Source organism: Actinoplanes siamensis (assembly GCF_016862395.1).
In the GTDB taxonomy this organism is placed as follows: domain Bacteria; phylum Actinomycetota; class Actinomycetes; order Mycobacteriales; family Micromonosporaceae; genus Actinoplanes; species Actinoplanes siamensis.
The window spans coordinates 60,968-86,953 of the sequence record NZ_BOMW01000058.1 but is presented as its reverse complement, the minus strand read 5'-3'; the positions used below and the strand labels follow the sequence as shown (position 1 = coordinate 86,953).

Genomic DNA, 25,986 nt, shown 5'->3' with positions numbered 1-25,986 from the left:
GGCGCCGGGCTCTGCTGGCGGGTGGGCTCGGTGTTCCAGCTCGGGTTGTCCGGGGAGCCGTTGCCCGAGGGCAGGCCGGCCGACGAGGACGCGGCGGTGGTCACCGAGATGCCGGTCACCGAGATGCCGGTCGGCGGGAGACCGATGGGCGAGGCCGGCGCGGGCGGAGGTGCGGTGGGCGGGATCGACGGGGACGCGGCCGTGGCGTGCGTGCCGCCGGGCGGGAACTCCGTGGTGGGTAGGCCGGGCTCCGGTCGTACCGCGATCGGGTCTCGGTTCTTGTCGTCGCTGAGGAAACCGAAACCCGCGGCGGACGGCTGCGCCACCGGCGGTATCGCGCGGCGGCGCGCAGCGGCCGCTGCCGCGCTCACCTCGTCGATCCCCACCTCGGGAAAGGCGGCCGGGGTCCGCGGCTGCGCGGCCTGGCCGGCCTCGAGCACGGCGGGGTCCACGGCCGGCGGCTCCGCGGGCGTGGCGGCGCGCGTGGACCGTGGCGAACCGGCCGGGCTGGGGCTCACGTTCGCCCCCAGGCCCACCGGCACGGTCAGGGGGCCACCCGGCACACCGTCCGGCGATGCGTCGCTGACGCGCGGGATGTATGCCGTCTGGGCCTCGGCATCGGGAGCTCGGTGCCGGCCGCGGCCGGCCGGCGTCCCCGGGAACTCCTGCGGCGTGCTCGTCACTGGGCCGCCTGCGCGGATCGGAGGTCGGTCGAGCCGTCGTACGCCCGCACTGTCACGTCCTTTTCCATCTTCTCCGTGTAACCGAGACCGAAGTCGGCGACGGCCTCGCGGAACTGCTTGACTCCTTCTGCGGACTCCAACGCACGATGCATCGCTGTGGGTTCGCCGATTGCTGTGATCTTGAAGGGTGGGGAGAAAACCTGACCGTGAAGGAGCAGCGTGTTGCCGACACAGCGTACCGCGCTGGTGCTGATCACGCGGACATCCATGATCGTCATGGCCTCCGCCCCGCCGGCCCACATGGCGTTCACGACGGCCTGGACATCGCCCTGGTGAACGACCAGATCGTCGTTGTCGGGAGCATTGTCCCCGAAATCCGAACCGCGCCGCGGTGAGTCGTTCAGAGTGACCGTGAGGCCCGGACCGCGCAGCGCGGTGAACCCGGCCGGCTGGAGGATCGCGTCGGCGCTCTGCCGGGCGATTTTTACCGGTGTGTCCACTTCGGCGAGGCGTGCGGTTTCTTGATCCACCTGAGCCCGCAGTGTCGCCTCGCGTTTCTCGGCCGCGGCCAGGCGCTCCCGCTTGTCCGCGATCAACTGCGCCAGTTGGGGCCGCCGGTCGTCGCGCAGCGCCGTGCCGTCGGCGGTCGTCGCGGAGGTGGTGAACAGCAGGCCCGCGGCCAGCGCGATGAGCGGGACGCCGACCGACCAGACGGTCCGTCGGCGGCCGGCCGCGCGCCGCAGCGCCCGGCGCGCGGCGGCCCCGCGTTCGCCTCGAAAAGCCACCCCAGCCTCCCTCAAGAGCGGACGCCGGGTATTTTCTCGCCCCGGCGGGTGCCTGTGTGCGCGTCGTCTTGATTACGCTAGCTGGCGAACAGTATTCGCCACGGGCAGCATTCGGAGTCCCCGGAGCCGCTCACCGGTGGTTGTTCACCACTTGTTGCCCACAGGAGAGCACCGTGCCCAAGTCGCAGGTTCGCAAGAAGAAGGTCTACACCCCGCCGTCCGACATCCGCCCGGCGGTCACGGCGGCTTCCAAGAAGCCCAGTCCGGCGTGGTTGCCGGCCACCGCGGTCATCCTGATCGTCGTCGGCATCGCCTGGCTCGTCGTCTACTACCTGTCCTCGCAGCAGTGGCCGGTGGAGAGCTGGCGGTACTGGAACCTCGCGGTCGGCTTCGGTTGCATGGTGGCGTCGCTGGGCATTCTCTCGCGCTGGCGCTGAGACACCGTGTCCGCTTGCTGCGGATACGTGGGATATTTCAGATAGACCAGGCGCACCCCGCTCGGCGTGGGGTGCGCTTTCGGCTGAGGGGCCGTGAGTCCTTGACCTGCGGTCCGCACCGGCCTATTACTCATGGGTAACATAGGCTGGCGCCCAGCCGACCGAGGAGGCACAACGCTGATGGGCATCGCGCAGATCATCGCCACCGTCTTAGCGGGGGCGGTCACGGTGGTGGCCGTCGCGCTGGCGGTCCGGGCCGTCCTCACGATCACCGCGGTGATCCGGCAGGGCCAGCCCGCGCCGGAGCGGTTCACCGACAAGGCAACCCGCACCACGACCCTGCTCAAGGAGTCGGTGGGGCACACCCGGATGCTCAAGTGGTCCGCGATCGGCGCGGCCCACTGGTTCGTCATGTTCTCCTTCATCATCCTGTCGCTGCTGGTGCTGGAGGCGTATTTCGAGGTCGTCACGCCGGAGGGCGAGCTGCCGCTGATCGGCCACTGGTCGATCTTCGGGTTCGTCACCGAGTGGTTCGGCATCCTCGGCCTCGCCGGGATCCTGTACCTGATCTACCGGCGCCAGGCGGACAAGCCGGGCAGCAAGAAGCGCAGCCGGTTCCTCGGCTCCACCATGTGGCAGGGCTACTTCGTCGAGGCGATCATCGTCGGCGTGCTGATCTGCGGGTTCCTGATCCGCGGCTTCAAGGTCGCCAACGACCACTTCCCGTACCCGGTCTGGGCGGCCCCGCTCTCGCACGCCATCGGCAACGCGCTGCCCGCCTGGACGGACGGCGCCACCTGGGTCGCCCTGGTCAAGCTGCTCATCTCGATGGGCTGGCTGATCACCATCTCGTTGAACCCGACGATGGGCGTGGCCTGGCACCGCTTCCTGGCGTTCTTCAACATCTTCTTCAAGCGCAGCCCGGAGAAGCCGGCAGGTTCCGGTCTGGGCGCGCTCAAGCCGATGATGAGCGAGGGCAAGCCGCTGGACTTCGAGGAGGCGGACCCGGAGAAGGACCTGTTCGGCGTCTCCCAGGTCGAGCAGTTCACCTGGAAGGGCCTGCTCGACTTCTCCACCTGCACCGAGTGCGGCCGCTGCCAGTCGCAGTGCCCGGCGTGGAACACCGCCAAGCCGCTCTCCCCCAAGCTGCTCGTCCTCTCGCTGCGCGACCACGCGTACGCCAAGGCGCCGTACCTGCTGGCCGGCGGCGGCAAGGACCTGACCGGCGAGGAGAAGGCCACCGAGGCGCAGCTGGCGCACCTGGACGTGCTGTCGCTCGCCGAGGGCAACCGGCCGCTGGTCGGCGGCGTCGACGAGAACGGCGTGATCGACCCGGACGTGCTCTGGTCCTGCACCACCTGCGGCGCCTGCGTCGAGCAGTGCCCGGTGGACATCGAGCACATCGACCACATCGTCGACATGCGGCGCTACCAGGTGCTGATCGAGTCCTCGTTCCCGAGCGAGGCCGGTGTCATGCTGCGCAACCTGGAGAACAAGGGCAACCCGTGGGGTGCCCCGCAGAACACCCGCGAAGACTGGACCAAGGGACTGGACTTCGAGGTGCCGCGGGTCGGCGAGGTCGAGGACTTCGAGTACCTGTTCTGGGTCGGCTGCGCTGGCGCGTTCGAGGACCGGGCCAAGAAGACCACCCGCGCGGTAGCGACGCTGCTGCACGAGGCCGGGGTCGACTACGCGATCCTGGGCGAGGGGGAGACCTGCTCCGGCGACCCGGCGCGGCGGATCGGCAACGAGTTCATCTTCCAGATGCTGGCCCAGCAGAACGTGGAGACGCTGCAGGAGGCCGGGGTCAAGAAGATCGTCGCGACCTGCCCGCACTGCTTCAACACCCTGGGCAACGAGTACGAGCAGCTCGGTCTCAAGGTCGAGGTGGTGCACCACACGCAGCTGCTGGCCCACCTGGTGGCCACCGGGAAGCTCACCCCGGTCCAGCCGGTCGACGGCGGGGTCACCTACCACGACCCGTGCTACCTGGGCCGGCACAACCGGGTCTTCGACGCGCCCCGCGAGGTGCTCGGCTCCTCGGTGGCCGGCGGCCTCCAGGAGATGCCCCGCAACCAGGAGCGCTCCTTCTGCTGCGGCGCCGGCGGCGCCCGGATGTGGATGGAGGAGCGGATCGGCAAGCGGATCAACGTCGAGCGCACCGAGGAGGCCCTGGCCACCGGCGCGAAGACAATCGCGGTGGGCTGCCCGTTCTGCTACACGATGATCGGCGACGGGGTGACCGGCAAGGGCAAGCAGGACGAGGTCGAGGTGATCGACGTCGCCACCGTCCTGCTCCGCTCGCTCAAGCAGGACGCCTGATCTGATTCACGTGAAACGGCCGGTCTCCCACCACGGAGGCCGGCCGTCCCCGTGCTCGCCCCGCTCAGGAGCTGACCGCGGCCGCCGTGCTCGCCACCACCGCGCCCGCCATGATCGCGGCCTGGACGTCCTGGATCGCCTTGCGTACCGCGGCGGCTGCCCACTCGCCCTGCCCGATCTCCTTGAGCCGGGCCCGGACCAGCTTCCGGTCCAGGTCCGCGAAGAGCTTGCGGTCCAGCTCGGTCGCGGCGACCAGGGCACAGAGCGCGGCGGTACGGGGCAGCACCGGCCCGCTCCCGAGGATCGCCCCGCGGAGCCGCTCCCGAGCCTCCGCTCGGGCCGCCGGCTCGGCCCCGTGGGCGCCCGGATACCTGGTCCGGCTGAAGATGCCGAGCACCGGAGTGCGCTCGACGCGCAGCGCGCCGGCCGCGACCAGGCGCTCGATCACCCGGTGCCGGGCGCCCTTGGCCAACCTCTTCACCCAGTCCACCGGCTTGCGGGATCGCCGGTCGGCGGCGATCCGGTCCAGGGCCTCGTCGAGCAGCGCGTCGCCGAGCGGGCCGTCGCCCCGGGTCACCACCCGCCGGTCGGCCACGTCGATCCGCTCGGCCAGGACCAGCTCCAGCAGCAGCGCCCCACCCAGTCCGTGATCGATCCGGGTGTTGTCGATGACCCGCCGGCCGAGCTGGTCGTGTGCGAGGAGGGTGAGCTCTTCGAGCAGGTTCATGACTCGACGGTAATCGTGCTTGTCACCCCCACGGTTGGTACCGGATGGTCCCGGTCCGGCAGAATGAGGGCCGAGGTGAAGCGATCATGGACGGCCTGCTCCTGACCGCGGTGCTCCCGCTGGTGGCGTTCGCGCTGCTGACGGTGGGCAACGCGTTTTTCGTGGCCGCCGAGTTCGGGTTGGTCACTGTCGACCGGGCGGAAATCGATCAGCGCGCCACCGCGGGTGACCGCCGGGCCAAGACGGTCCGTAACGCGCTGCACGAGCTCTCCTTCCAGCTCTCCGGCGCCCAGCTCGGCATCACACTGACCGCACTGCTCACCGGGTACCTGGCCGAGCCGGCCCTGTCCCGGCTGATCACGCCGGTGGTCGAGCCGGTGGCCGGGTCCGCCACCGAGACGATCACGCATGTGCTCGCGCTGGTGGTGGCGACCCTGCTCTCGATGCTCTTCGGCGAGCTGGTGCCGAAGAACGCGGCGCTGGCCCGCCCGATGGGCATCGCGCTGACCACCGCGGCCCCGCTGCGCGGGTTCTCCCGACTCTTCAAGTGGATGATCGCCGCGCTCAACGGGACGGCCAACTGGCTGGTCCGGCGGATCGGCATCGAGCCGCAGGAGGAGCTGGCCAGCGCCCGCTCGCCGGAGGAGCTGGGCCTGCTCGCCGCGATCAGCGCCCGGGCCGGCGCGCTGCCGGCGGAGACCGCGACGCTGATGCGCCGCACCATCCGGTTCGGCGAGAAACGCGCGGCCAAGGCGATGACGCCCCGGGTCGACGTGGTCGGGATCAAGACCACGGCCAGCGTCGCCGACCTGATCACGGTGGCCCGGCGGACCGGGCACACCCGATTTCCGGTGTACGAGAACACCCTGGACGCCGTCACCGGCGTGGCCGGGGTGAACGACGCGCTCGGCGTGCCGCCCGAGCGCCGCGCCGTGACCAGGGTGTCCGCGCTGGCCCGGGAGCCGGTGTTCGTCCCGGAGAGCCTCGGCCTGGACAAGGTGCTGGCCGCGCTGCGGGCCGCCGACGCCGACCTGGCCATCGTGGTCGACGAGTACGGCGGCACCGACGGCGTGGTCACCGTCGAGGACCTGATCGAAGAGCTGGTCGGTGAGATCGCCGACGAGTACGACACCGAGCTGAGCGAGACCGGCACCGCTGAGCTGACCGCCCCGGGCGGGGAGAAGACGTTCCTGGCCGACGGGCTCCTGCGGGAGGACGAGGTGCTCGAGCAGACCGGGTTCGCGCTGCCCGAGGGGCCGTACGAGACGCTGGCCGGCTTCCTGCTGGCCCGGCTCGGCCACATCCCGGTGGTCGGTGAGTCGCTGGAGGAGCACGGGTGGGAGTTCACCGTGATGGAGGTGGACCGGCACCGGATCGAGCAGGTCCGGGTGGTGGCCCCGCCGGAGGAGCCGGCCGATGACTAACCTGATCGTCACGGTGGTCCTGCTGCTCGGCAACGGGATCTTCGTGGGCGGCGAGTTCGCGCTGATCGCCTCCCGGCGGACCGCGCTGGAACCGCTCGCCGCCACGTCGCAGGCCGCCCGCTGGGCGCTGTCCGCGATGAACCAGATCCCGCTGATGATCGCCGGCGCCCAGCTCGGCATCACGATCTGCTCCCTGGCGCTCGGCGCGATCGCCGAGCCCGCCCTGGCCCATCTGCTGGAGGACCCGTTCCACGCGGCCGGGCTGCCGGAGAACGCGGTGCACCCGGTCGCCTTCGTGCTGGCCCTGATGGTCGTGGTCTTCCTGCACACGGTGATCGGCGAGATGGTGCCGAAGAACATCACGCTGGCCGGGCCGGAACGGTCCGCGCTGATCCTGGGCCCGTTCATGCTGGCTTTCTGTACCGCCACCAAGCCGCTGCTGGTCGCCATGCGCTGGGCGTCCCGGACGGTGCTGCGGCTGTGGAAGATCGAGGCGACCGACGCGGTCAAGACCGTCTTCACCGCCGAGGAGCTGGCCGGGATGGTCACCCAGGCGCGCAGCGAGGGACTGCTCGGCTCGGAACAGTACGCGCGGATCCACGCGGCGCTCGGGCTGAACAGCCGGACCGCGGCGGACACCCTGCTGCCCTGGTCGCGGGTGACGACGGTGGCGGCCGACGTGTCGCCGGCGACGCTGGAGACGGTGGCGACCCGCAGCGGGCGCTCGCGGTTCCCGGTGGTGCAGCGGGACACCCGGCGGGTGCTCGGGTTCGTCCACGTCAAGGATGTTCTCGGGTATTCCGGCGCGCAGCGCCGCCTGCCGATCCCGGCGGAGGTCATCCGGCCGCTCGCGGTGGTGTCACCGGAGCGGAGCCTGGCCGACCTGCTGCTCACCATGCGGCGCGACCGGCTGCACATCGTCCTGGTCAGCGATGGGCGGCGGCCGCTCGGGGTGATCACGCTGGACGACGTGCTGCACGCGGTGGTGGGCGAGCCGGCGCACGCCACGCAGACGGCGGCCGCCCGGACGCGCTGATCCTGGTGCTTTTGCGAGAGACAGTGGCTGGGCCTTTCGGGTTCGGCAGTTCGGGCTAACACGTACGAGTGGTTCGCAAGCCGTCCGGAGTTTCGACCGGGGTATCAAGTGACAATGCGGACAATAACCCCATGCCTCACTCCCGGCGGCGTGTCGTCTCGATCGGTGCCCTGTCAGCGATGCTGGCCCTGGGCTCCCTGTTCCTCCTGACCCCCCGTCCCGTCAGCGCACCTCCCGGCGCCGAGCCCGCGTACCACCTGCTGCCGCCGCCCACGGGCGGAGTGGTCCCCAACTCGACCCGGTTCGCGGCTCCGGCGAACCTGCGCCGGGTCCAGATCGCCAGCGAGCCGGTGTCCCTGCGGTACGACTTCGACGGCGGCGTCGGCAAACCGATCCAGGACACCGGCGGCCGGCACGAGCTGCGGCCACTCGGGCAGAACGGCGGGGCGCTGCGGCTCGTACCGGAGGGCACCGGGCTGGCGGTCGCCTACCCCGACCGGTGCACGCTGCCGAGGGAGAAGGACTGCCCGCGGGCGATCCTGGAGGGCCAGCGCGACGACACGCTGAACCCGGGCCGCCGGCCGCTACGGTACGGCGCGTCGGTGCTGATGACCCACGGCGACCTCGCGGACGGCGCCAACGTGGTGCAGAAGGGCTACTCGGTCGGCGGGGTCAGCCAGTTCAAGCTGCAGGTCGACCACCGGCAGGGGCATCCGAGCTGCGTGATCGCCGGTAACCGGGCGGGCATCTACCGCGCCGAGCCGCGGATCGACGTGGCCGACGGGAGCTGGCACGACCTGGAGTGCAATCGCACCGAGAACAGGCTGACCATGCTGGTGGACGGCGTGCCGTACGCGTCGGTGGCGGTGCCGCCGAACCTCTCCGTCGCGAACGCGGAACCGTTGCGGGTCGGCGGCAAGGGCCTCGGCTACGGCAACGACCAGTTCGCCGGCGAGATCGACAACGTGTTCCTGGACATCGGCGCGTAGCCGGCGCGGGCGACCCCGGCGGCCGCACATCGCGAATGCCCCGGGGGCCGGCCCGGCTCCGGCCGCTTGGGAGCGCCACCCCGGGCATGTCTACGGAGCCCTACCAGGACATTCCGGGCGAGTCTGGGTGGCTGGTGGCGGGGGTGATCGACCGGTTGCCGAGGCGAACTGATGGCCCGTACCTGACCGGCGGGGCCTGCAACCACGGAAGCCCTGGCGGGACCATCGGGCCTGACGAGGGAATTCGCCTCAAGCTAGGCGTGACATACATCGTGGGCTTCAGTGATACGTGGAGGCTCGGCATGCTCGTGAACGAGAGCGTCAAGCTAGATGACATGGCCCTAATGGCGGCTAATGGGCCGTCCCTGGTTCAGCATGCCCTGGAACCACGGAAGCCCTGGCCAGACCATCCGGTCCTGACCAGGGCTTCTGCACGTGGAGCGGGTGACGGGAATCGAACCCGCGCTGTCAGCTTGGGAACCGTACAAGGCGACTTGGTCAGCTCAGTCGACGCCACCTCACAGAGGCGTAGAGCGGCCTGGAGTGACCTCATGCGGCCGGGCTCAATGGCACGCCAATGGCACGGCACCGGCGCATTGGCAAGCAAGGCCGGTGCGCGGCTATCGCCCCCGGAGGGCGACACCGGCAAACGGGACGGCAGGTCCTTGACCAGAGGCTAAGCAGGGCGGAATCAGCGGTGCGTGCTCGGCTTCGGCCAGCACTCGGCCCGCATCCTTGAGGGCGTACTTAGCTCTGCATGACACGTCCGCCCGCCTAATGGCAGGTGTGTTGCAGGGCCTGAGGCATCGCGCCGCCCGTTGAGATGACCCCGGCCGGCCGGTACGGCTGGCCGTGAGGACAGAACTCACGACCAGCCGCCGGGATGCTGGTCTAGTTCATGATCGTGACCACCGCCTCGATGATCTGCGAGGCGGCCTGAAGAACTGCCGCACCCCCGATCACCCACGCCGAGATGATCGCCGAACGGCGACCGCAGGAGCAGCGGCCACCCGCACCATCGTGACTACTGGAGCCCTCAGGACTCACTGGTTCTCTTACCATGGGCTTGTCCCACCTGGCCTAACGCGGTCAAATCGGGGCATCGGGTGGACAGCCGTTGCACCGGCTGTCCACCCTCTCGGCGCCGCGCCCCTCTCGGAACTCTCCTTTCCGGAGAGCCGCGCCTCCTTGCTGATCAAAGCTTGACATGAGAAAACCGCAGCTCAAAACGCCTTGTATAACCTTAGCGACGGTGAAAGTCATGGCTTGCTACGGTAAAAGAAGCTGCTTGCAGCAGTATAGGTCTTCGGCATTAGCGGTGAGAGTGGTAGCTTGCCTCGGTGGGAGTAAGCCGTTTGGAGCGGTATGGGCGAGCGGTTGTATGGGAAAGGTATAAGGAAGGAACCCCCAGTACCCCTGTACGCCTAGTACTCCCGTTACTCCATGAACCCCCTGCACACCTGGTCTCACCGCTACGAAGGTCATTGACTTGCCGAACATTGCCACCAACTCCCCCACAGCAGCGGGGGAGTATCGCCTTGATCGTCTTGTGGAGCGATCGCAACGCCGGGTGGTCCAGTTCCCGCCCGGCTTTTATCGGGACGACACCCACAAGCTCCCGCCGCTGGCGCGGATGCTTCGCGGTGGTCGCGGCGGTGAGGTGCGGCTGAAGCTGTATATGTCGATGACGTTGCTCGCTGCTTCTTCCCCGCATGACATCAAGGGCTTCTCCGGCCGCGCGTGGGCGTCGGCGCTAGCTCTGCCTACCCCAGAGGTAGGTGGTGCGCGGCGGGTTGCGGACAGCTTGAATTGGCTGGAGGAAGCCAAGCTGATCAACTTGAGGCGTAACCCTGGTATGCCGCCGGACGTGACGCTCCTGCATCCGTCCGGGAACGGGGAATCGTACGCCTGGCGCGGCTCGTGGTGGATCAATATCCCGGTCAGCTTCTGGACCAACAGATGGATCTATGAGTTGTCGGCACCTGCGGTGGCACTGCTCTTCGCGACGCGGGACATGCGTAGCAACCGCAAGGAAGAACAACCCCATCCATGGCTCTCCGGCAACGACCGAAAGCGCTACGGACTTTCCGATGAGACATGGACGCGGGGCGGGGCCGAGCTGACGAGGCTCGGGCTGCTGACCATCGCCCGAACTCCACAGGGCCGCGACTTCGACTACCAGCGCATGCGGAACACTTACTGGCTGCACATGGAGCGGCTGGAAGACCCGATCCCGTCGCCGGCCACAGGTGGCAACTCAGGTTCACCAGGCTGATCGGGTCTGTGGCGGACCGCTTCAGGCGGAAGGGAACGCTGCCGACGTGTACCTCGGCTCGGTGCGGCCCCTGATCCAAGAGGCGAAGGCGACGGGCGGGGAGTCAAGCGCGGTCAGGGCGCGATCAAAGACGTTGCTCCTGGCAGTCCTTCCCGCGAGGCCACGGGGCACCTGCCGCACGGCAGCCTTCCTCCTTTTTGCCCTCAGTTGTGGTAGCTTTTGAGGAAGCTGAGCCACTTAGGAGGACGCATGACGCAGCCGGCCTATCAGGAGTTCCTGATCCATGAAGGAGAAGGTGCGATCGTTCGTCTAGCCGGCATGGGTGTTCGGGTAAATCATTTTGACGCTGCCGTGCGACGAGGGCATGACCTTTCGTCTCGGGTTAGCGATGTGCATCCCCGAACACATAAAGGCCAGGTTATGTGGGCTGAAACCGTGGCGGAACTCCGGACGCAGCTGCTCGACATTAACCAAGGGTGGGATATCGGCCAGACCGATAACTACGAGACGGTTTACAACCCGGAGCGTGGGATAGCTATTGCTGTAGTTGGTGGGGACGCCAACTGCGGAGAGCGGGCCTTTGGGCAGCCCAAAGCGGCGCGTCGGCGCGGTCCAGTAACCGAGAAGAGAATCCGAAGGAATGTCCTTGGTCAGCAGATGTTCGACCTTCCTGAGTTCAAAGATCCTCCTCGTGACGATGAGCAGTGTGACACGTGGTTTCTGTTACTGAACGCGCGTAACAATCGTATGTATCTTGAGCTTTCTCTCGCTACATCCCTCGGTTCGGATAGTAGATTTGGGCTGTGGAAAGAGCGCATCATCCTGCCATACATCTCGCTAGAGGGGGTTGTCGTTGACCCGACCGAACCCGACGAGACCGAGCCGCCCCGAGTCACTGTTGGACGCAAGTGAGATTCAGCCGGAGTTCAATCCCAGCAGGCTCCGGTTGGCACGCGAGAGACGGGGAATCACAAAAGAGGCTCTGGGGAGCCTGTGTGGTGTTTCGCGACGGGCTGTCACTGATTGGGAAGCTGGGAAAGTTGAACACCCTCCCGTCGCCAGCATCGCACGTGCTCTAGAATTTCCGGAATCATATTTTTACGGTGACGACTTGGACGAGGTGGGCGCGGATGCAGTTAGCTTCCGCGCTTTATCCAGCATGACATCGAGGCAGGTGGGCCGAGTTCTGGCACATGCTTCGTTGTTGCGCGGCTTCTCATCCTGGATTGATAGTCGATATGCAACACCGGATCCGGATGTTCCTTCATTCGAAGAATTGACCGCCTCGGTAGAGGGATCTGAACCCTGTCCGGTTGACGCAGCCCTTTCGCTGCGGAGTATTTGGAATCTTGGAACTCGACCCGTTTTAGACATGCTTGCTTTGGTTGAAAGTAGGGGTGTCAGGGTTCTTGGTCTGCCAGGCCAGGACCGAGAGGTTGATGCCTTTTCTTTTTGGCACGAAGGTAGGCCGTTCATATTTATCAATGCTTCCAAGAGTGCTGAGCGGCTGCGTTTTGATCTAGCTCATGAGCTGGGTCACCTTTGCATGCATCGGGATGTTCGTACGAATAGGAATAGGCGGTACGAGCTAGACGCAAACAGCTTTGCAGGTTCTTTCCTTATGCCTGCTAATGGCCTTGTTCCTCAGCTGGTTGGTACGCTCTCTCTCCCTGATGTAATGAAGCTGAAGGTCTACTGGAGGGTGTCGGCTACCGCCATGGTCCGGCGACTCCATCAGCTTCGCCGAATTAGTGATTGGCAATACCGGTCCTGGATGATTGATCTTAGCGAAAAGGGGTTCAGAAGTAATGAGCCTGATGGTGGCGCGAAGGAGCAATCGGCCCTATTGAGGCAAATTCTTTCTCTTGCACGTGAGGATGGCTGGAGGGTGGACAGGATTTGCAAGGAGTTGGGAATTCCGAGGAAGGATTTCAGTGAGGCTTTTATGGGTCTAACTGTAACTTCGGTCGAAAGTTCATCTGGGTTCGGTGCGTCGGAGCGTCGGAGTTTCCCGTTGACAACGCCCCCGGTACTGAGAGCCGTTAGTGATTGACGCGAACAAGATAGAGATTTGCTGGACCGCCTCCGCGTATGAGCGGCGAGCGGCAAATGGGCAGTGAGCCTCCGCTGAAGCGTTGAGTGCTCACGCTCATCACGATTTTTGAAGGCCCAGGGCGGTGGTAGAGCCCCGGGCCTTCACCATTGCCTCTGATTGGTAGTGGCAGACAAGAGTAATCAGGGGTGGGTTTAACAGCCGAGCGCCGGGATGTCCGCGAAGTTGTCGCCGTCGCTTTCGTTGAGCGGGTTGACCGCTAGCCCGGTCGCAGTGACGAAGGCCCGCAGGGTGGCGGATAGGGCCGGGACCATCGGGTCCTCGACGAACAGGAAGCCGTAGTCGCCCATCGTTTCGGCGAGCACGGTAGCCATTGTGTCGAAGTCCAGGGTCGGCGGCCGGTTCTCGGTGGAGGTGGTCATTGGTTGCTCCTTCGGGATTGGCGGTCCGGCGGGGGTGCCGGACGGTCAGGGCTGCCTCCCGGGATGGGAGGCACCCCTCGCCGTCGGCTTGGTGCCGAGCTGGCCTTTCGGAGGCCGTTTTCCTGGACGAAGATCGACCGCCGCTCTACGGCCTCGCCGGCCGAGTTGAGTTCGTAGCCATCGAGCCACAGCCAGCCGTCATACGTCGTCCACTCGTGCAACCGGATTAGGCGGAAAAGAATCGGCGTTGCGAACTGGACGCTGGCTTTGCGCCCGATGAACAGCACGTCACCGGCGCGAGGCACCATTCAGGCCACCTCTCCTTCGTGCGGGGATCCGATCTGTGAATCTGGCTCCCCTCTGGGCTGAGTGCTTGCGGATTGGGTTTCGGCGGGGCGTGACGCTGTCGGGGAATGGATCCTGTTTCACGTGTTGCCTCCGATTTCAGCGGTGCCGAGATTGACTCACCTGTTGTTCATGCTTGTACAAGGTTGTCCTTGGACGTCTAACTACGTAGTTGCTGTTATCTGGTCGATGTTGGTCATTTAGCTTGATTGCGTGATCGAACCGGACGGGCCTGTTCCGCCCTACCGCCAGCTCGCCGAGATCCTCGCCGAGCGGATCCAGCGTGCCGAGTGGCAGCCGAATCGGCCTATCCCGAGCGAACTGCAACTCGTCCAGGAATTCGGCGTGGCTCGGGGGACGGTCCGCCGCGCCGTCGCGGTTCTTCGCGAGCAGGGCCTGGTCTTCACCGTGGCCCACCGCGGAACGTACGTTGCAACCCCGTCGCCTGATCCGGATCAGGGCTGAGCGTGCAACGCGACGTGTCACCTGTGCGGCCGGCCTAGCTGGTCTCGTCCAGGATCCATTGCACGTATGCGGGATTGCCGTCGAACGTCATCGCGGCGACGCACGGCACCTCGTACGGATGCTCCCGGTTCGTCCGCTCGATGATCTGCGGTAGGAGGCTGCGCCGCGTGTGCAGCGCAACCCGCGCCTCCTGCTTGTCGAAGATCTGGCCCTGCCATCGGTAGATGGATCGGATCGGCGTGATGTTGTGGCCGGCTGCGGCGAGTCGATCATCGACCAGGCGGCGAGTGAACTCGGCGAGCCATTCGGCGTCGGGCGCGGTGATGATGACCTCGCAGACCTCCTCGCTCACGCCGAGGTCTCCTGCCCGCGAAGGCTGGCGATCGTGTCGCGCGCTTCCTCCTCCGTGCGTGCCATGCCGCCGTACCCGGTGACGATCTTTCCGTCGTGGCTGAGGCCGACCCAGCGACCTTCGAGCCGCTGGCCGTGTGGGTGCAGCACGAAGTAGAACGTGCCCTTGGAACGGACCGATCCGTCATCAGCGACGTACCAGCCCATCAGGATCTCGTTGTCCCAGACGCGCAGCTCACCGCGCCAGTGATAGCCGCCGTCTTCCACCTCGATCCCGCGCGTGGCGGTCTGAAGGTTGATCAGGTCGCCTTGCTGGCGTAGCTGCACTTCCTGCGCGGTGATGACCTCTTCCGAGTCCTTGAACGTCTGCCAGGATGCCCACCAGTCGCCGGACAGGTTCACCTTGTGGCTCGGGATGCCAGCGAGTTCGCCGACCGAGATCTTGAGTGCGTTCGCGATCGCCACCGCGACGGAGAGCACCGGTTGCTGCTCGCCTGCCTCGTAGCGTCTGATCTGCCGTTTATCCACGCCGGCGGCTGCCGCCAGGTCGGTCTGAGACATGCCCAGCTCGGCCCGCCGCTGTCGCAGCACGTCTGCCATCTCCATGCCTCAATCGTGCGGGGACGGATCAGTCCCCGCAAGGAGACTTCTCGGTCCGCGCCGAGGACGGATTGGTCCGGACATGAGGACCCATGAGTCTCCATGCTTGGCGGGCCTGAACGTCCTCCATGAAGGACCGACAGGTCACATCCGTGTCTTGTTGCTGAGCGCGGCGGCTATCGCTGCCCCGCCAGCGGTCCGGGCTGGTGGCCGAACCGATGCCGGTCGCCGAGGCCACACTGGTCGAGAAGACGCCCACGAAACGCGTCACGCCGTGTTCCTGTGTCGGCGCGAGCTAATGGCACGGTAAGGGCACGTCAGACTGTTTAGTGCCCTGGAACCACGGAAGCCCTGGCGGGACCATCGGTCCTGACCAGGGCTTCCGCACGTGGAGCGGGTGACGGGAATCGAACCCGCGCTGTCAGCTTGGGAAGCTGATGTTCTACCATTGAACTACACCCGCAAGCGGCCCTCACTGTACCTGATTATCAGGCTCGGTGGCGGAAGCACCCCCCGCAATGTCGCGGCTCGGCCCCTGTCCCGGGTGACGGTGACGGTGGCAGGCCGTCAGCCGGCGCCGCCCGGCGCACTTCTCGCTGACAGGGCCGTTCAGCTGGCCATGGCGAGCTTCCGAGCCGACTGCCGGGGAGCTCGCCAACTCTGCGAGATCGGAATAGGCAGAGGAGCCGCGGCGAGCGGCAGAGCCCCTGAAGGTCCATGATGGCGCAGGGTCGCCGACTCGACGCTCAGCTCGAACAGCCGCCAGTCGACGTCGGGCGAGGCGCGCAGGGCGTCGGCGATCAGCGAGACGGTGCGCGGGTCGCGGACCGGGGTGGCGCGGCCGGACAGGTAGGCCTCGTCGTCACTCTCCTCCGGCGGGTAGGAGTGCAGGGAGTATCGGGGATCACGTTCGAGGTCGCGGCGCTTCGGCGAGTTGACCAGGAAGCAATACAGGCCCGACCCGGTGAAGACGGGTGAGATCGGGTGCACGCGGGGGCCGCCGTCGGGGCGGACCGTGGCGAGGTAGCCCATGCCAGGGCCGTACTGCTGCAGGAGCGCACGGATGCCGGCGGCGAGCGAGGGCTCGGCGGCGGCGAACTCGGACCAGGAAGCCATGCGTGCAGTCTATCGAACAGGCGTTCTAATCGGCCACTGAACACGCGGATCCGGGCAGGTGGGATCGGCTTTGCGGTGAGTCAGACGCCGGCGACGCGGCGTCACCCGGGGAAGATGCGCGCCGGTGAACCTCGTATGGTGTGGCGATGCTGCTCTCCGACCGTGACCTGATCGCCGAGATCAAATCCGGGGATCTCTCGCTGGAGCCGTTCGAGCCCGCGCTCATGCAGCCGTCCAGCGTCGACGTACGGCTGGATCGGTTTTTCCGGGTCTTCAACAACCATCTGTACACCCACATCGATCCCGCTGAGCAGCAGGACGAGCTGACCGCCGAGGTCGAGGTCGAGGACGGGCAGCCGTTCGTGCTGCACCCCGGCGAGTTCGTGCTTGCGTCGACGCTTGAGGTGATCACTCTCGGGCAGCAACTGGCCGCGCGCCTGGAGGGCAAGAGCAGTCTCGGGCGCCTGGGCCTGCTCACCCACTCCACGGCCGGCTTCATCGATCCGGGCTTCTCCGGTCACGTGACGCTGGAGCTCTCCAATGTGGCCAATCTCCCGATCAAGCTGTGGCCAGGCATGAAGATCGGGCAGTTGTGCATTTTCCGCCTGTCCAGCCCGGCCGAGCACCCCTATGGTTCCGCTGTCTACGGCTCCCGCTACCAGGGCCAGCGCGGCCCCACGGCAAGCCGCTCGGCGCAGAACTTCCGGACCTGGCCGACGCGCTAGGGGCGTCCGGTGTCGGCTGTGGATATCGGGCGGCGTACACCTGAAGGACGAACTGTGGCAGGGCCCCTGGGGCCCGGCCGCAGGGCTGCCTGACGGCGGTACCGTCCCGCGCCGCGGCGTGTGCCAGCAAGCCGCGCCGGCGGCGGCGCCCAGCGTGCGCGGCGGGCGAACCCGCATCGACTGGCGTCAGCCCTGCGGGAACTCCGCGCGAATGTCCCCCGGACGGGTGCGGCGGCGGTGGCCCGGTTCGAGGCCGGCGGGACGGTGCCCACGCTGGTCGTTCTGGAGCGGCTGGCACGGGCGCTGGGGACGAGTCTGCAGGTCAGCTTCCAGCCGCAGGGTGAGGTGGCCTGACGGAAGATCTACGATGAGGCGGTGTATCTGATGATTTCGACGTACCAGAAGCCGCTTGCCGAGGTTGATCAGGCCCGCGAGCAGCACCTCGCATTCCTCGCCGGGCTGGAGGAGCGGGGGCTGTCGGTGACCGCGGGCCGGCAGGATCCGCCGGTCGGCGGGATCATCCTGCTCGACGTCGACACCGAGGCGCAGGCGCAGGAACTGATCGCCCAGGATCCCTACGTGCAGCAGGGGCTGGCCACCTACACCGCGGTCGGCTGGCAGATCAGCCGTGGGGCGCTCGCCGGTTACCAGCGCAAGTACTGATCCGCCGTCCACCCTGGACAAGCGACGGTGCCCGTGCCCGGCGTGGAGCCGGGCACCGGGTCAGGCGGGATCCAGGTCGGCCCCGCCCAGCAGGCTCCGGATGGTCAACTCGGCGGTGACCGCGGGCGGGCACTCGTCGAGGATCACCGCGGTGCCCAGGTAACGGTTTCCGACCAGCTCCCGCAGGCCGCGTGCCTGCGACCCGGTCGACGCCCAGTCGTCGACCACCAGCACCCGGTCGTCGTCCGCGAGCAGCCGCCGCCGTACCCCCAGATGTTGCACGTCTCCCCGGTGATCCGCCGGCACCTCGGCCCAGATCATCGGCTCCGCGATCGCCCGGCGCGCCCCGGCCCGGTACGCCTCCACGAACCCCACCCCGAGGGCCCTCGCCACGAGCGGACCGAGCAGAAACCCGGTCACCTCGGGAGACACCACCACGGTGGGCCGGTCCGCCCGGAACAGGCCGGCCAGCGCGGGGCCGAGACCGTCCAGGATCGCCGGATCGCGCCACCAGCCGGACCGGTCGCTGACGAGATAGTCGGCCGGTGGCCCCGGATCGGTCCAGCGGAACGCGCCGCGCAGACGGTCACGGAGATCGTCGTTCATCGGGACATCGTGTCATCGTCGCGCCGCCGCGCGTGGACCGACCGAATGACCTCACCACTGACAGGTGGACAGAACCTGATCGGACAAGGGGTCAAGTTGATGCCCGATGCGACGTCCATCGGGCATGCTGTTCGGCGGAACCATGCCTACCTTCGCGCCGGGCCGCCGCCCGATGAGCCCAGGGAACCGCGCCGGCCTCGGTGCGGCCCTCGTGCTGCTCGTGATCGTGTCCGCGGTGGAGTCCGGGAATCGCGCGTCGGCCGGCTACATCGGCCTGCTCGCCCTGGTTCCGGTGGTGGCCGCGCTGTTCGCCGTCTGGCAGTTCGTGCTGGGCGCCGGGGTGGTCGCCATGGTGGTCGGGGCGGTCTTCGTGAGCCAGTCCGACGACGTGGGCCAGAGCGCGATGACGTACCTGGCCGGCGTCATGCTGGCAACCGGCCTGGCGGTGGCCGCCGCGACGTTGCGGCAGCGCCAGGCGGACCGGATCGCCGATCTGCTGCAGCTGGCCTCGGTGGCCCAGCAGGCCGTGCTGCGGCCGATCGGCCCGCAGGTGGGCTCGCTGGCGGTGTCCGGGCGGTACATCTCCGCGACCGCGGCCGCGGACATCGGCGGCGACCTGTACGAGGCGCTGAACACCCCGTACGGCGTCCGCATCATCATCGGTGACGTGCGGGGCAAGGGCCTGGACGCGGTCCGCCTGGCCAGCATCGTCCTCGGTTCCTACCGGCACGTGGCGTACGAGCGCGCCGACCTGAAGTCGATCGTGGCCGACCTGGACCGTGCGGTGGCCCGCAGCGTCGGCGACGAGGACTTCGTGACCGCGGCCCTGGTCGAGGAGCGCGGCGGCACGCTGACGATCGTCAACTGTGGACATCCGGCGCCGCTGCTGCTGCGCCGCGGGCTGGTCATCCCGCTGGAGCCGCCGGCCCCCGCGCCGCCGCTCGGGTTCATGCCCGAGGTGAGGGCGCGGGTCGAGCGGCTGGAGCCGGGCGACCGGTTGCTGCTGTTCACCGACGGCCTGGGCGAGGCCCGCCGCGAGGGCGAGTTCTTCCCGACCGCCGACCGCGCGTGGCGCCTGCTGGGCCACGGCACGGTCGGCGACGGGCTGGCATCCCTGGAGACCGCCCTGGTCGACTGGGTGCACGGCCGCCTGGAGGACGACATCGCCCTGGTTCTGCTGGAGTACTCCGGCCCGGACGCCGGCGCGTCCGTGCCGGTCCCGAGCTGGGAGGTCGGCGCGGCCGGCAGTTAGGCCGCGGTGTTCTCCTCCGGCTCCGTGGGCGCCGGAGCCGTCGGCGCCGGGCCGGGCGGGGCCTGCTCGGGCTGCCGGTGCCGGCCGACGTAGTTGCGCGGCTGGTTCGCCTGGCGGGGCTCCGGAATCAGGCTTTTGATCGTGGCGAACATGGTTGTCCCCCTTAAAGCTCGGTCTATCCGGAGCAACGAGCCTCATCGGTGCGCGATACGTGGTTCCGGGTTCGAAGTAGGCAAATGGCCGAACGGCTGTCCACGTGACCACCCATTCGGAGACGTTTGACCCTCGATCCGACGGACACCGTCCCCGACCAGGTGGGTTACCCGGGAATGCCGACCCGGGTTGTCGCTTCCTACCGATCGGTAATACAGTGCTAGTTACTGACGGGTAACTCGCGTTCGGAGAGCGGGGCCAAGCACCATGACTCACTACCAGAGCAACCTTCGGGACCTCCAGTTCAACCTGTTCGAGGTCTTCGGGGCGGACCAGGCGTTCGGCCAGGCGCCGTTCGACGAGATCGACGCGGACACCGCACGCGACGTGCTCGCGGAGGTGAACCGGCTGGCCCGCGAGGATCTCGCGGCAAGCTACACGGACGCCGACCGGAACCCGCCGGTGTTCGACCCGGCGACGCACACCGCGCCGCTGCCGGAGTCCTTCAAGAAGTCGTACGAGACCTTCATGGCCTCCGAGTTCTGGCGGCTCGATCTGCCCGGCGCCCTGGGCGGCACGTTCGCCCCGCGCACGCTGTGGTGGGCGCTCGCCGAGCAGATCCTCGGCTCGAACGCGCCGATCTGGATGTACGCGTCCGGCCCGTCCTTCGCCCACGTGGCGTACACCGAGGGCACGCCGGAGCAGAAGGAGTGGGCCAAGCTCTTCGTCGAGAAGCAGTGGGGCTCGACCATGGTGCTGACCGAGCCGGACGCCGGCTCGGACGTCGGCGCCGGCCGCACCCGGGCCGTCCCGCAGCCGGACGGCTCGTGGCACATCGAGGGCGTCAAGCGCTTCATCACCTCGGGTGAGCACGACCTGACCGACAACATCATCCACTACGTGCTGGCCCGCCCGGTGGGCGTCGAGGGCGTCGGCGGGCCGGGCACCAAGGGCCTGTCGCTGTTCATCGTGCCGAAGTACCACTTCGACCCGCAGACCGGCGAGCTCGGCGAGCGCAACGGCGTCTACGCCACGAACGTCGAGCACAAGATGGGCCTCAAGGTCTCCAACACCTGCGAGATGACCTTCGGCGAGCACGGCACCCCGGCCAAGGGCTGGCTGCTCGGCGACAAGCACGACGGCATCCGGCAGATGTTCATGATCATCGAGTACGCCCGGATGATGGTCGGCACGAAGGCGATCGCCACCCTCTCCACCGGCTACCTCAACGCCCTGGAGTACGCGAAGAACCGCGTTCAGGGCGCCGACCTGGTGCAGAACACCGACAAGGGCGCCCCGCGGGTGACCATCACCCACCACCCGGACGTACGCCGTTCGCTGATGCTGCAGAAGTCGTACTCCGAGGCCCTGCGCGCTCTGGTGATCTACACCGCCTCGTGGCAGGACAAGGTCGCCATCGCGCAGGCCGCCGGCGACGAGAAGGCCGCGAAGATCGCCGCCAGGGTGAACGACTTCCTGCTGCCGCTGGTCAAGGGCGTCGGCTCGGAGCGGGCGTACGAGCTGCTCGGGCACGAGTCGCTGCAGACCTTCGGCGGCTCCGGCTTCCTCCAGGACTACCCGCTGGAGCAGTACGTCCGGGACGCCAAGATCGACACGCTGTACGAGGGCACCACCGCGATCCAGAGCCTCGACCTGATCTTCCGCAAGATCGTCAAGGACAACGGCCGCGCGCTCGGCACGGTGGCCGCCGAGATCCAGGGCTTCATCGAGAGCGAGGCCGGCAACGGTCAGCTCAAGGACGAGCGGCTGGGGCTGGGCAAGGCGCTCGGCGAGATGCAGCAGATCCTCGGCGTGACGATGGGCTGGCTGGCCGCCGTGCAGAACGGCGAGTCCCGCGAGCTGTACAAGATCGGTCTGACTTCGCGGCGGATCCTGCTCGCCCTCGGCGACGTGATCCTCGGCTGGCTGCTGCTGCGCCAGGCGGAGGTGGCCCTGAACGCGCTGAACGGCGAGCTCTCCGAGGCCGACAAGAACTTCTACACCGGCAAGGTGGCGGCGGCCCGCTTCTTCGTCCGCGAGGTCCTGCCGCGGATCGGCGCCGACCGCCGGATCATCGAGAACACCACCCTGGACCTGATGGATCTGTCCGAGGACATGTTCTGACCTGAGACTTTTCCCACTCTCCTGAAACGACGAAGACCGGCGGACAAAGGCGTCCGCCGGTCTTCGTCGTTGCCGGCGTCACCCTCGGGCGGTGTGCCGGCGGGACAGGCGCATCCCCTTCGGCTGGGCCTGCGACCACGGGCTCTCGGTGGTGTGCACGGCCAGCCCGGACGTCTTCAGCTCCACCGCCACGCCGTCCCACTGTTCGTCCGGGACGAGCAGAGCGGACACTTCGGACACCGTGGGGTTGTGGCCGATCACCAGGATCGTTCGTACGGTGTCCGGCGCCGCCCGGATCAGGTCGAACACCTCGGTGCGGCCGCCGTGGTACAGCTGGTCCTCGTAGCGCACCTCGGGCGCGCCGTGGGCGTGGTCGCCCTGTGCCAGCGCCACCGACGCGGCCTGCCAGGTCTGCCGGGTGCGCCTGGCCGGCGAGCAGAGCACCAGGCCGGGGTGCAGCCGCTCGTCCACCAGCCAGGCGCCGGCCGCGTCGGCATCCGAAGTGCCCCGATCGGTCAGGCTTCGGTCGAAGTCCGGTACTTCGCCGGGAGTCTCCGCTTTGGCGTGGCGTAGCAGGATCAGCGTCCGCATGCTCATGGGGACAGCTTGCCTGATTGGAACTTCGCGCGTACGGGTAAGCCCTCGATCGACGTATTGAGCATGGTCGAGCGAGCCCGCCCGGCCGCGCGGACCATCACGAGGAGGGCCCGATGGGCATCGGCGCAAGCATCTTCCTGCTCGCTCTGGGGGCGATCCTGGCGTTCGCCGTCAACGCGGACATCAGCGGTCTCGACATCAGCGTGATCGGCTGGATCCTGATGGCGGCCGGCCTGCTCGGGCTCGTCACCACGCTGTGGTTCTGGAACAGCCGGCGGCGCACCGTCGTTTCCCGCTCGACGGCCGCCCCGGTCGCCGGGTCGGGCTACACCAGCGAGTACCGCGAGGTGCGCCGGGACGACGTTCCGCCGCCCCCGCCGCCCGCGTACAGCTGATCCGTACCGCACGCAACGAAACGGCCCGGCGGTCGCCGGGCCGTTCGCGCATGCCGTACCGAAGAAATGTCCTTGCTCGCGTCAGGCGTAGAGCGCGAAGTAGATCGCGATGTGGTGGCAGATCGCCGCGACCAGCGTGCAGGCGTGGAAGAACTCGTGATGACCGAAGACGGCCGGCCACGGATTCGGCCGGCGCAGCGCGTAGAAGACCGCGCCGACCGTGTAGATCAGGCCACCGGCCAGCATCAGGACCAGACACGTCACGCCGCCGGTGTGCAGGATGTCCGGCAGGATGGCGACCGCGGCCCAGCCGAGCGCCACGTAGAGCGGAGCACCGGCCCAGCGCGGCAGATGCGGCCAGATCACCTTCAACGCCACACCGCCCAGCGCGCCGACCCAGATCAGGGTCAGCATCAGCTCGGCCTTGGACGTGCCGAGCAGGAGCACGCTGAACGGCGTGTACGTCCCGGCGATGAAGATGAAGATCATCGAGTGATCCATCCGCCGCATGATCTGGTAGCCGCGCTCGCTCCAGACGCGGCGATGGTAGAGGGCGCTCGTGCCGAACAGCCCGCACACCGTCACGCTGTAGATCAGGCAGCTGAGGAACGGGCTCCAGCCTGGGCGGCTCAGAGCGATCGAGCAGAGCACGATGCCGCAGACCAAGGCGACGAAGAACGCGTACTGATGCAACCGGCCGCGTAGTCGCGGCTTGCCGAGGTCGGTCGGCTTCATCCGGAACGGGGCTGAGGTCGTCACGAATTCAGGTTACGACAGCGTAGGTTACTAGTGGGTAGTGATGCCGCATACGGTTCCCACTACCGCATGATTCTCCGGTGACCTCCATTGACCTGAACGCCGATCTCGGTGAGGGTTTCGGCGCCTGGCGGCTCGGTGACGACGACGCCCTGCTGGACATCGTCACCTCGGCGAACGTGGCCTGCGGCTTCCACGCCGGCGACCCGTCCACGATGCACCGGGTGTGCCGGGCGGCCACCGATCGGGGCGTCGCGATCGGCGCCCAGGTCGGATACCGGGACCTGGCCGGGTTCGGCCGGCGCCGGATCGACTACGAGCCCGGCGAGCTCCGCGACGACGTGCTCTACCAGATCGGCGCGCTCGAGGCGTTCTGCCGGGCGGCCGGCGACCGGGTGCGCTATGTGAAACCGCACGGCGCGCTCTACAACACCGCGGCGGTCGAACCGGGGCAGGCGGACGCGGTGGTCGCGGCGATCATCGCGTACGACCGGGAACTGCCAGTGCTCTGCCAGCCCGGATCGGTTCTCCACGAGCGGGCCGCCGCGGCCGGCCTGACCGCTGTCGGCGAGGGCTTCGCGGACCGCGGATACCTCCCGGACGGGCGGCTGGTGCCCCGGTCACGGCCGGACGCGCTGGTGCACGACCCGGACGCGGTGGTGGAGCGGGTGACGCGGATGGCCGTCGACGGCGAGGTGGTCGCCGTCGACGGCTCGGTCGTCCCGTCCCCGGTCCGGTCGATCTGCCTGCACGGCGACACACCTGGCGCGGTCGAGCTGGCCCGCGCGGTGTGGTCCGGCCTGCGGGCCGCCTCGATCCAGGTACGGCCGTTCACGCGTCCAATCCCCTGAGGATCAGCGGCAGCCGATCAGGAGCGGTGGGGTCGACCACCACCGGGACGCCCCAGTCCTGCCGGGTGAGGTGGCAGGCGCCGAACTCGGCGTCCACGTCACACGTCGCGGCCTGGGCCACCACCTGCAGCACGCCCTTCGGCACGTCCGGGTTGAGGACCAGCTTGCGGGACAGCTCGGTGGTGCTGCCCGCGCCGTCCAGCAGCAGCTCGGCCGGGGAGGCCGAAACGGTCAGCCGCAGCGGCGAGCCGAACTGGCTGTCCAGCTTCTGGCCCGGCGCCGGGGTGAAGATCACGTCGAGCGTGACCTCGCCCGGCGCCAGGTGGGACGGCGGGCGCTCGGTCTTGTGGCGCTCGCCGGCGACCGTCTTCACCACGCCTGGCGCGAGCCGGGTCAGGCGGTGCGCCGCGGACTCCACCACCAGCACGTCGCCGGCCCCGGTGACCAGGACGTCACTGGGCTCGGCGAGACCCGAGTCCACGGTGGAGACCTCGTCCGCCGCCGGGTCGAAACGCCGGACCGCTCCGTTGTACGTGTCGGCGACCAGCACCGATCCGTCGGCCAGGGCGGCGACGCCGAGCGGGTGCTGGAACAGTGCCGTGCCGGCCGGGCCGTCCACGTGGCCGAAGTCGAACAGGCCCTGGCCGACCGCTGTGCGCAGCACGCCGTCCTCGACGTACCGCAGGGCCGACGTCTCGCTGTCGGCGATCCACAGCCGCCCGCCGTCCTGGGCGACGGACAGGCCGGACGGCTGGGCCATCCAGACATCCGGGAGCGGGCCGTCACGCAGCGCCTCGACGGTGGTGCCGGCGTAGACCCCGACCGTGCGCTGGATCGGGTCGAACCACCACAGCTGGTGGATGCCGGCCATCGCGATGATCACCTTGCCGTCGAACCAGGCCAGGTCCCACGGCGAGGAGAGGTCGGCGGCCAGCGCGTCGTGCGCGTGGTCGTCCACCGTGGAACGCCAGGGCCTGCCGGAGCCGGCAACCAGGGTGATCTCACCGGTCGCCAGGTCCAGGCCGCGCAGCTGGTGGTTGACCGTATCGGCGACGACCACGTCGTACCCGGCCGTCTCCCTGATCTCCGGCGGGAGCAGGACCAGACCCTGCGGCTCGCTGAACGGCTCGTTCCGCTCGCCCCCGAACCGCCGGACCAGCGTCTCGCCGTCGGCGGCGAGCTCGACTACCGAATGCCGGGCCGAGTCGGAGACCAGCAGGTTGCCGCCGGGTAGCTCGATCGCCTTGCCGGGGAAGCGGAGCAGGCTGTCCGGGGCGGGCGGCGCCACATACGGCCCGTCGCCGCGGTGCAGGGTGCCGTCCGCCTCGTGCTTGGCGACCAGCTCGTCGATCAGCCGGGACAGGCCCTCGGCGTGCCCCTCGCCGGCCATCGAGGCGACCAGGTAACCGGTCGGGTCGACCACGGCCAGGGTGGGCCACGCCTTGGCGGCGTACTGCTGCCAGAGGTGCATGTCGCCGTCGTCGATCACCGGGTGGTGCACGCCGTAGCGCTCGACCGCGGCGGCCAGGGCCTTCGGGTCACGCTCGTGCTCGAACTTCGGGGAGTGGACGCCGATCACGACCAGGGCGTCGCCGTACTTCTCCTCGAGCGGCCGCAGCTCGTCCAGAACGTGCAGGCAGTTGATGCAGCAGAAGGTCCAGAAGTCCAGGATGAGGATCTTGCCCCGCAGGTCGGCCAGGGTAGGGGCCTTCCCGCCGGTGTTGAGCCAGCCGCGACCCTTGAGTTCGGGTGCACGCACGCGAGAATTCATTCGCCCATGGTGCCTCAGCGGCGGTCCCGGCCGACCCGGGGGCCGGCCGGGACCGCCCGCCGA

General features: G+C 68.2%; 28 protein-coding genes, 1 tRNA gene and 1 pseudogene. 16 read left to right on the top strand and 14 right to left on the bottom strand.

Going from position 1 to position 25,986, the window contains the following annotated elements; genetic code table 11:
* Positions 1 to 683, bottom strand: a pseudogene (locus Asi03nite_RS28050) (hypothetical protein); the annotation flags it as partial.
* On the bottom strand, positions 680 to 1,483 hold the full coding sequence (locus tag Asi03nite_RS28045) for a DUF881 domain-containing protein (protein ID WP_373872177.1): 804 nt from the start codon (positions 1,481 to 1,483) through the stop codon (positions 680 to 682). The pseudogene Asi03nite_RS28050 and the gene Asi03nite_RS28045, both read right to left, overlap by 4 nt.
* 158 nt (positions 1,484 to 1,641) lie before the next feature.
* Between Asi03nite_RS28045 and Asi03nite_RS28040 the strand changes: the two genes are divergently transcribed.
* Positions 1,642 to 1,905, top strand: a complete 264-nt coding sequence (locus tag Asi03nite_RS28040) for a cell division protein CrgA (protein ID WP_203683468.1) — start codon at positions 1,642 to 1,644, stop codon at positions 1,903 to 1,905.
* A 180-nt stretch (positions 1,906 to 2,085) separates the two neighbouring features.
* On the top strand, positions 2,086 to 4,227 hold the full coding sequence (locus Asi03nite_RS28035) for a heterodisulfide reductase-related iron-sulfur binding cluster (protein ID WP_203683467.1): 2,142 nt from the start codon (positions 2,086 to 2,088) through the stop codon (positions 4,225 to 4,227).
* Between the two features lie 64 nt (positions 4,228 to 4,291).
* Here Asi03nite_RS28035 and Asi03nite_RS28030 read toward each other — a convergent pair whose 3' ends face one another.
* A complete protein-coding gene (locus Asi03nite_RS28030) occupies positions 4,292 to 4,954 on the bottom strand; it encodes a GOLPH3/VPS74 family protein (protein WP_203683466.1) in 663 nt (220 codons plus the stop codon).
* Positions 4,955 to 5,040: 86 nt separating this feature from the next.
* Here Asi03nite_RS28030 and Asi03nite_RS28025 point away from each other — a divergent pair, with 86 nt between their 5' ends.
* The 6 genes from Asi03nite_RS28025 (at position 5,041) to Asi03nite_RS38985 (ending at position 12,731) form a co-directional block, all read left to right on the top strand.
* On the top strand, positions 5,041 to 6,378 hold the full coding sequence (locus tag Asi03nite_RS28025; RefSeq protein WP_203683465.1) for a hemolysin family protein: 1,338 nt from the start codon (positions 5,041 to 5,043) through the stop codon (positions 6,376 to 6,378).
* On the top strand, positions 6,371 to 7,414 hold the full coding sequence (locus tag Asi03nite_RS28020; protein ID WP_203683464.1) for a hemolysin family protein: 1,044 nt from the start codon (positions 6,371 to 6,373) through the stop codon (positions 7,412 to 7,414). Before Asi03nite_RS28025 ends, Asi03nite_RS28020 begins: the two co-directional genes overlap by 8 nt.
* 131 nt (positions 7,415 to 7,545) lie before the next feature.
* Entirely contained in the window at positions 7,546 to 8,403 is an 858-nt protein-coding gene (locus tag Asi03nite_RS28015; RefSeq protein ID WP_203683463.1) for a LamG-like jellyroll fold domain-containing protein, read from the top strand.
* A gap of 1,489 nt (positions 8,404 to 9,892) precedes the next feature.
* Complete coding sequence (locus Asi03nite_RS28010; RefSeq protein WP_203683462.1) at positions 9,893 to 10,678, top strand: hypothetical protein; 786 nt, start codon at positions 9,893 to 9,895, stop codon at positions 10,676 to 10,678.
* Positions 10,679 to 10,927: 249 nt separating this feature from the next.
* Positions 10,928 to 11,590, top strand: a complete 663-nt coding sequence (locus tag Asi03nite_RS28005; protein WP_203683461.1) for a hypothetical protein — start codon at positions 10,928 to 10,930, stop codon at positions 11,588 to 11,590.
* A complete protein-coding gene (locus Asi03nite_RS38985; RefSeq protein WP_373872176.1) occupies positions 11,526 to 12,731 on the top strand; it encodes an ImmA/IrrE family metallo-endopeptidase in 1,206 nt (401 codons plus the stop codon). Before Asi03nite_RS28005 ends, Asi03nite_RS38985 begins: the two co-directional genes overlap by 65 nt.
* A 194-nt stretch (positions 12,732 to 12,925) precedes the next feature.
* On the opposite strand, the gene Asi03nite_RS27995 is transcribed toward Asi03nite_RS38985, so the two are convergent.
* Together Asi03nite_RS27995 and Asi03nite_RS38080 are read right to left on the bottom strand one after the other, a co-directional pair.
* The gene (locus Asi03nite_RS27995; protein WP_203683459.1) at positions 12,926 to 13,153 is read right to left on the bottom strand and encodes a hypothetical protein; all 228 of its coding nucleotides are present in this window, start codon (positions 13,151 to 13,153) and stop codon (positions 12,926 to 12,928) included.
* A complete protein-coding gene (locus tag Asi03nite_RS38080; protein ID WP_239102975.1) occupies positions 13,150 to 13,461 on the bottom strand; it encodes a hypothetical protein in 312 nt (103 codons plus the stop codon). The genes Asi03nite_RS27995 and Asi03nite_RS38080 overlap by 4 nt, the downstream gene beginning before the upstream one ends.
* Before the next feature lie 250 nt (positions 13,462 to 13,711).
* Here Asi03nite_RS38080 and Asi03nite_RS27990 point away from each other — a divergent pair, with 250 nt between their 5' ends.
* Positions 13,712 to 13,963, top strand: a complete 252-nt coding sequence (locus tag Asi03nite_RS27990; protein ID WP_203683458.1) for a GntR family transcriptional regulator — start codon at positions 13,712 to 13,714, stop codon at positions 13,961 to 13,963.
* A 34-nt stretch (positions 13,964 to 13,997) separates the two neighbouring features.
* On the opposite strand, the gene cutA is transcribed toward Asi03nite_RS27990, so the two are convergent.
* The 4 genes from cutA to Asi03nite_RS27970 all read right to left on the bottom strand — a co-directional run bounded on the left by cutA (position 13,998) and on the right by Asi03nite_RS27970 (position 16,030).
* Positions 13,998 to 14,315, bottom strand: coding sequence for a divalent-cation tolerance protein CutA (gene cutA / locus Asi03nite_RS27985; RefSeq protein WP_203683457.1), 318 nt, complete (start codon positions 14,313 to 14,315; stop codon positions 13,998 to 14,000).
* On the bottom strand, positions 14,312 to 14,920 hold the full coding sequence (locus Asi03nite_RS27980) for a helix-turn-helix transcriptional regulator (protein WP_203683456.1): 609 nt from the start codon (positions 14,918 to 14,920) through the stop codon (positions 14,312 to 14,314). Before Asi03nite_RS27980 ends, cutA begins: the two co-directional genes overlap by 4 nt.
* A gap of 383 nt (positions 14,921 to 15,303) precedes the next feature.
* Positions 15,304 to 15,377 (bottom strand) — tRNA-Gly (locus tag Asi03nite_RS27975).
* Between the two features lie 146 nt (positions 15,378 to 15,523).
* Positions 15,524 to 16,030, bottom strand: coding sequence for a pyridoxamine 5'-phosphate oxidase family protein (locus Asi03nite_RS27970; protein WP_203683455.1), 507 nt, complete (start codon positions 16,028 to 16,030; stop codon positions 15,524 to 15,526).
* Between the two features lie 146 nt (positions 16,031 to 16,176).
* Between Asi03nite_RS27970 and dcd the strand changes: the two genes are divergently transcribed.
* The 3 genes from dcd to Asi03nite_RS27955 all read left to right on the top strand — a co-directional run bounded on the left by dcd (position 16,177) and on the right by Asi03nite_RS27955 (position 17,418).
* Positions 16,177 to 16,755, top strand: coding sequence for a dCTP deaminase (gene dcd, locus Asi03nite_RS27965; protein ID WP_203683454.1), 579 nt, complete (start codon positions 16,177 to 16,179; stop codon positions 16,753 to 16,755).
* 237 nt (positions 16,756 to 16,992) lie between these two features.
* Positions 16,993 to 17,109, top strand: coding sequence for a helix-turn-helix domain-containing protein (locus Asi03nite_RS38620; RefSeq protein ID WP_203683453.1), 117 nt, complete (start codon positions 16,993 to 16,995; stop codon positions 17,107 to 17,109).
* Positions 17,110 to 17,139: 30 nt separating this feature from the next.
* Positions 17,140 to 17,418, top strand: a complete 279-nt coding sequence (locus tag Asi03nite_RS27955) for a YciI family protein (protein ID WP_203683477.1) — start codon at positions 17,140 to 17,142, stop codon at positions 17,416 to 17,418.
* Positions 17,419 to 17,478: 60 nt separating this feature from the next.
* Here Asi03nite_RS27955 and Asi03nite_RS27950 read toward each other — a convergent pair whose 3' ends face one another.
* Positions 17,479 to 18,024: a phosphoribosyltransferase gene (locus Asi03nite_RS27950; RefSeq protein WP_203683452.1), complete on the bottom strand. Its 546-nt coding sequence runs from the start codon at positions 18,022 to 18,024 to the stop codon at positions 17,479 to 17,481.
* 124 nt (positions 18,025 to 18,148) lie between these two features.
* Here Asi03nite_RS27950 and Asi03nite_RS27945 point away from each other — a divergent pair, with 124 nt between their 5' ends.
* Entirely contained in the window at positions 18,149 to 19,276 is a 1,128-nt protein-coding gene (locus Asi03nite_RS27945) for a PP2C family protein-serine/threonine phosphatase (RefSeq protein ID WP_203683476.1), read from the top strand.
* Here the strand turns inward: Asi03nite_RS27945 and Asi03nite_RS27940 are convergent.
* A complete protein-coding gene (locus tag Asi03nite_RS27940) occupies positions 19,273 to 19,428 on the bottom strand; it encodes a hypothetical protein (protein ID WP_203683451.1) in 156 nt (51 codons plus the stop codon). The two genes, Asi03nite_RS27945 and Asi03nite_RS27940, sit on opposite strands and share 4 nt — an antisense overlap.
* 268 nt (positions 19,429 to 19,696) lie before the next feature.
* On the opposite strand from Asi03nite_RS27940, the gene Asi03nite_RS27935 reads away from it, so the two are divergent.
* Positions 19,697 to 21,553 (top strand): acyl-CoA dehydrogenase, encoded by a 1,857-nt coding sequence (locus tag Asi03nite_RS27935; protein WP_203683450.1) that lies wholly within the window; start codon positions 19,697 to 19,699, stop codon positions 21,551 to 21,553.
* A gap of 78 nt (positions 21,554 to 21,631) precedes the next feature.
* Here the strand turns inward: Asi03nite_RS27935 and Asi03nite_RS27930 are convergent, their stop codons facing one another.
* Positions 21,632 to 22,150, bottom strand: a complete 519-nt coding sequence (locus Asi03nite_RS27930; RefSeq protein ID WP_203683449.1) for a SixA phosphatase family protein — start codon at positions 22,148 to 22,150, stop codon at positions 21,632 to 21,634.
* A 113-nt stretch (positions 22,151 to 22,263) separates the two neighbouring features.
* Here Asi03nite_RS27930 and Asi03nite_RS27925 point away from each other — a divergent pair, with 113 nt between their 5' ends.
* On the top strand, positions 22,264 to 22,545 hold the full coding sequence (locus Asi03nite_RS27925) for a DUF6458 family protein (RefSeq protein ID WP_203683448.1): 282 nt from the start codon (positions 22,264 to 22,266) through the stop codon (positions 22,543 to 22,545).
* Positions 22,546 to 22,626: 81 nt separating this feature from the next.
* Here the strand turns inward: Asi03nite_RS27925 and trhA are convergent, their stop codons facing one another.
* Positions 22,627 to 23,304 carry a PAQR family membrane homeostasis protein TrhA gene (gene trhA, locus Asi03nite_RS27920; RefSeq protein ID WP_203683447.1) on the bottom strand — a complete coding sequence of 226 codons (678 nt, stop codon included), beginning with the start codon at positions 23,302 to 23,304 and terminating at the stop codon, positions 22,627 to 22,629.
* An 86-nt stretch (positions 23,305 to 23,390) separates the two neighbouring features.
* On the opposite strand from trhA, the gene Asi03nite_RS27915 reads away from it, so the two are divergent.
* Positions 23,391 to 24,152, top strand: coding sequence for a LamB/YcsF family protein (locus Asi03nite_RS27915; RefSeq protein WP_203683475.1), 762 nt, complete (start codon positions 23,391 to 23,393; stop codon positions 24,150 to 24,152).
* Here the strand turns inward: Asi03nite_RS27915 and Asi03nite_RS27910 are convergent.
* On the bottom strand, positions 24,133 to 25,923 hold the full coding sequence (locus Asi03nite_RS27910; protein ID WP_203683446.1) for an NHL domain-containing thioredoxin family protein: 1,791 nt from the start codon (positions 25,921 to 25,923) through the stop codon (positions 24,133 to 24,135). The genes Asi03nite_RS27915 and Asi03nite_RS27910 overlap by 20 nt on opposite strands.
* Between the last annotated feature and the right edge of the window lie 63 nt (positions 25,924 to 25,986).

Excerpts from the sequence above, each read along its gene's own strand:
- Asi03nite_RS28035 (WP_203683467.1), top strand. The coding sequence starts at position 2,086 with ATGGGCATCGCGCAGATCATCGCCACCGTCTTAGCGGGGGCGGTCACG.
- Asi03nite_RS28030 (WP_203683466.1), bottom strand. The coding sequence starts at position 4,954 with ATGAACCTGCTCGAAGAGCTCACCCTCCTCGCACACGACCAGCTCGGC.
- Asi03nite_RS28025 (WP_203683465.1), top strand. The coding sequence starts at position 5,041 with ATGGACGGCCTGCTCCTGACCGCGGTGCTCCCGCTGGTGGCGTTCGCG.
- Asi03nite_RS28020 (WP_203683464.1), top strand. The coding sequence starts at position 6,371 with ATGACTAACCTGATCGTCACGGTGGTCCTGCTGCTCGGCAACGGGATC.
- Asi03nite_RS28015 (WP_203683463.1), top strand. The coding sequence starts at position 7,546 with ATGCCTCACTCCCGGCGGCGTGTCGTCTCGATCGGTGCCCTGTCAGCG.
- Asi03nite_RS28005 (WP_203683461.1), top strand. The coding sequence starts at position 10,928 with ATGACGCAGCCGGCCTATCAGGAGTTCCTGATCCATGAAGGAGAAGGT.
- Asi03nite_RS27995 (WP_203683459.1), bottom strand. The coding sequence starts at position 13,153 with ATGACCACCTCCACCGAGAACCGGCCGCCGACCCTGGACTTCGACACA.
- Asi03nite_RS38080 (WP_239102975.1), bottom strand. The coding sequence starts at position 13,461 with ATGGTGCCTCGCGCCGGTGACGTGCTGTTCATCGGGCGCAAAGCCAGC.
- Asi03nite_RS27980 (WP_203683456.1), bottom strand. The coding sequence starts at position 14,920 with ATGGAGATGGCAGACGTGCTGCGACAGCGGCGGGCCGAGCTGGGCATG.
- Asi03nite_RS27970 (WP_203683455.1), bottom strand. The coding sequence starts at position 16,030 with ATGGCTTCCTGGTCCGAGTTCGCCGCCGCCGAGCCCTCGCTCGCCGCC.
- dcd (WP_203683454.1), top strand. The coding sequence starts at position 16,177 with ATGCTGCTCTCCGACCGTGACCTGATCGCCGAGATCAAATCCGGGGAT.
- Asi03nite_RS27955 (WP_203683477.1), top strand. The coding sequence starts at position 17,140 with ATGATTTCGACGTACCAGAAGCCGCTTGCCGAGGTTGATCAGGCCCGC.
- Asi03nite_RS27950 (WP_203683452.1), bottom strand. The coding sequence starts at position 18,024 with ATGAACGACGATCTCCGTGACCGTCTGCGCGGCGCGTTCCGCTGGACC.
- Asi03nite_RS27945 (WP_203683476.1), top strand. The coding sequence starts at position 18,149 with ATGCTGTTCGGCGGAACCATGCCTACCTTCGCGCCGGGCCGCCGCCCG.
- Asi03nite_RS27940 (WP_203683451.1), bottom strand. The coding sequence starts at position 19,428 with ATGTTCGCCACGATCAAAAGCCTGATTCCGGAGCCCCGCCAGGCGAAC.
- Asi03nite_RS27935 (WP_203683450.1), top strand. The coding sequence starts at position 19,697 with ATGACTCACTACCAGAGCAACCTTCGGGACCTCCAGTTCAACCTGTTC.
- Asi03nite_RS27930 (WP_203683449.1), bottom strand. The coding sequence starts at position 22,150 with ATGAGCATGCGGACGCTGATCCTGCTACGCCACGCCAAAGCGGAGACT.
- Asi03nite_RS27925 (WP_203683448.1), top strand. The coding sequence starts at position 22,264 with ATGGGCATCGGCGCAAGCATCTTCCTGCTCGCTCTGGGGGCGATCCTG.
- Asi03nite_RS27910 (WP_203683446.1), bottom strand. The coding sequence starts at position 25,923 with ATGAATTCTCGCGTGCGTGCACCCGAACTCAAGGGTCGCGGCTGGCTC.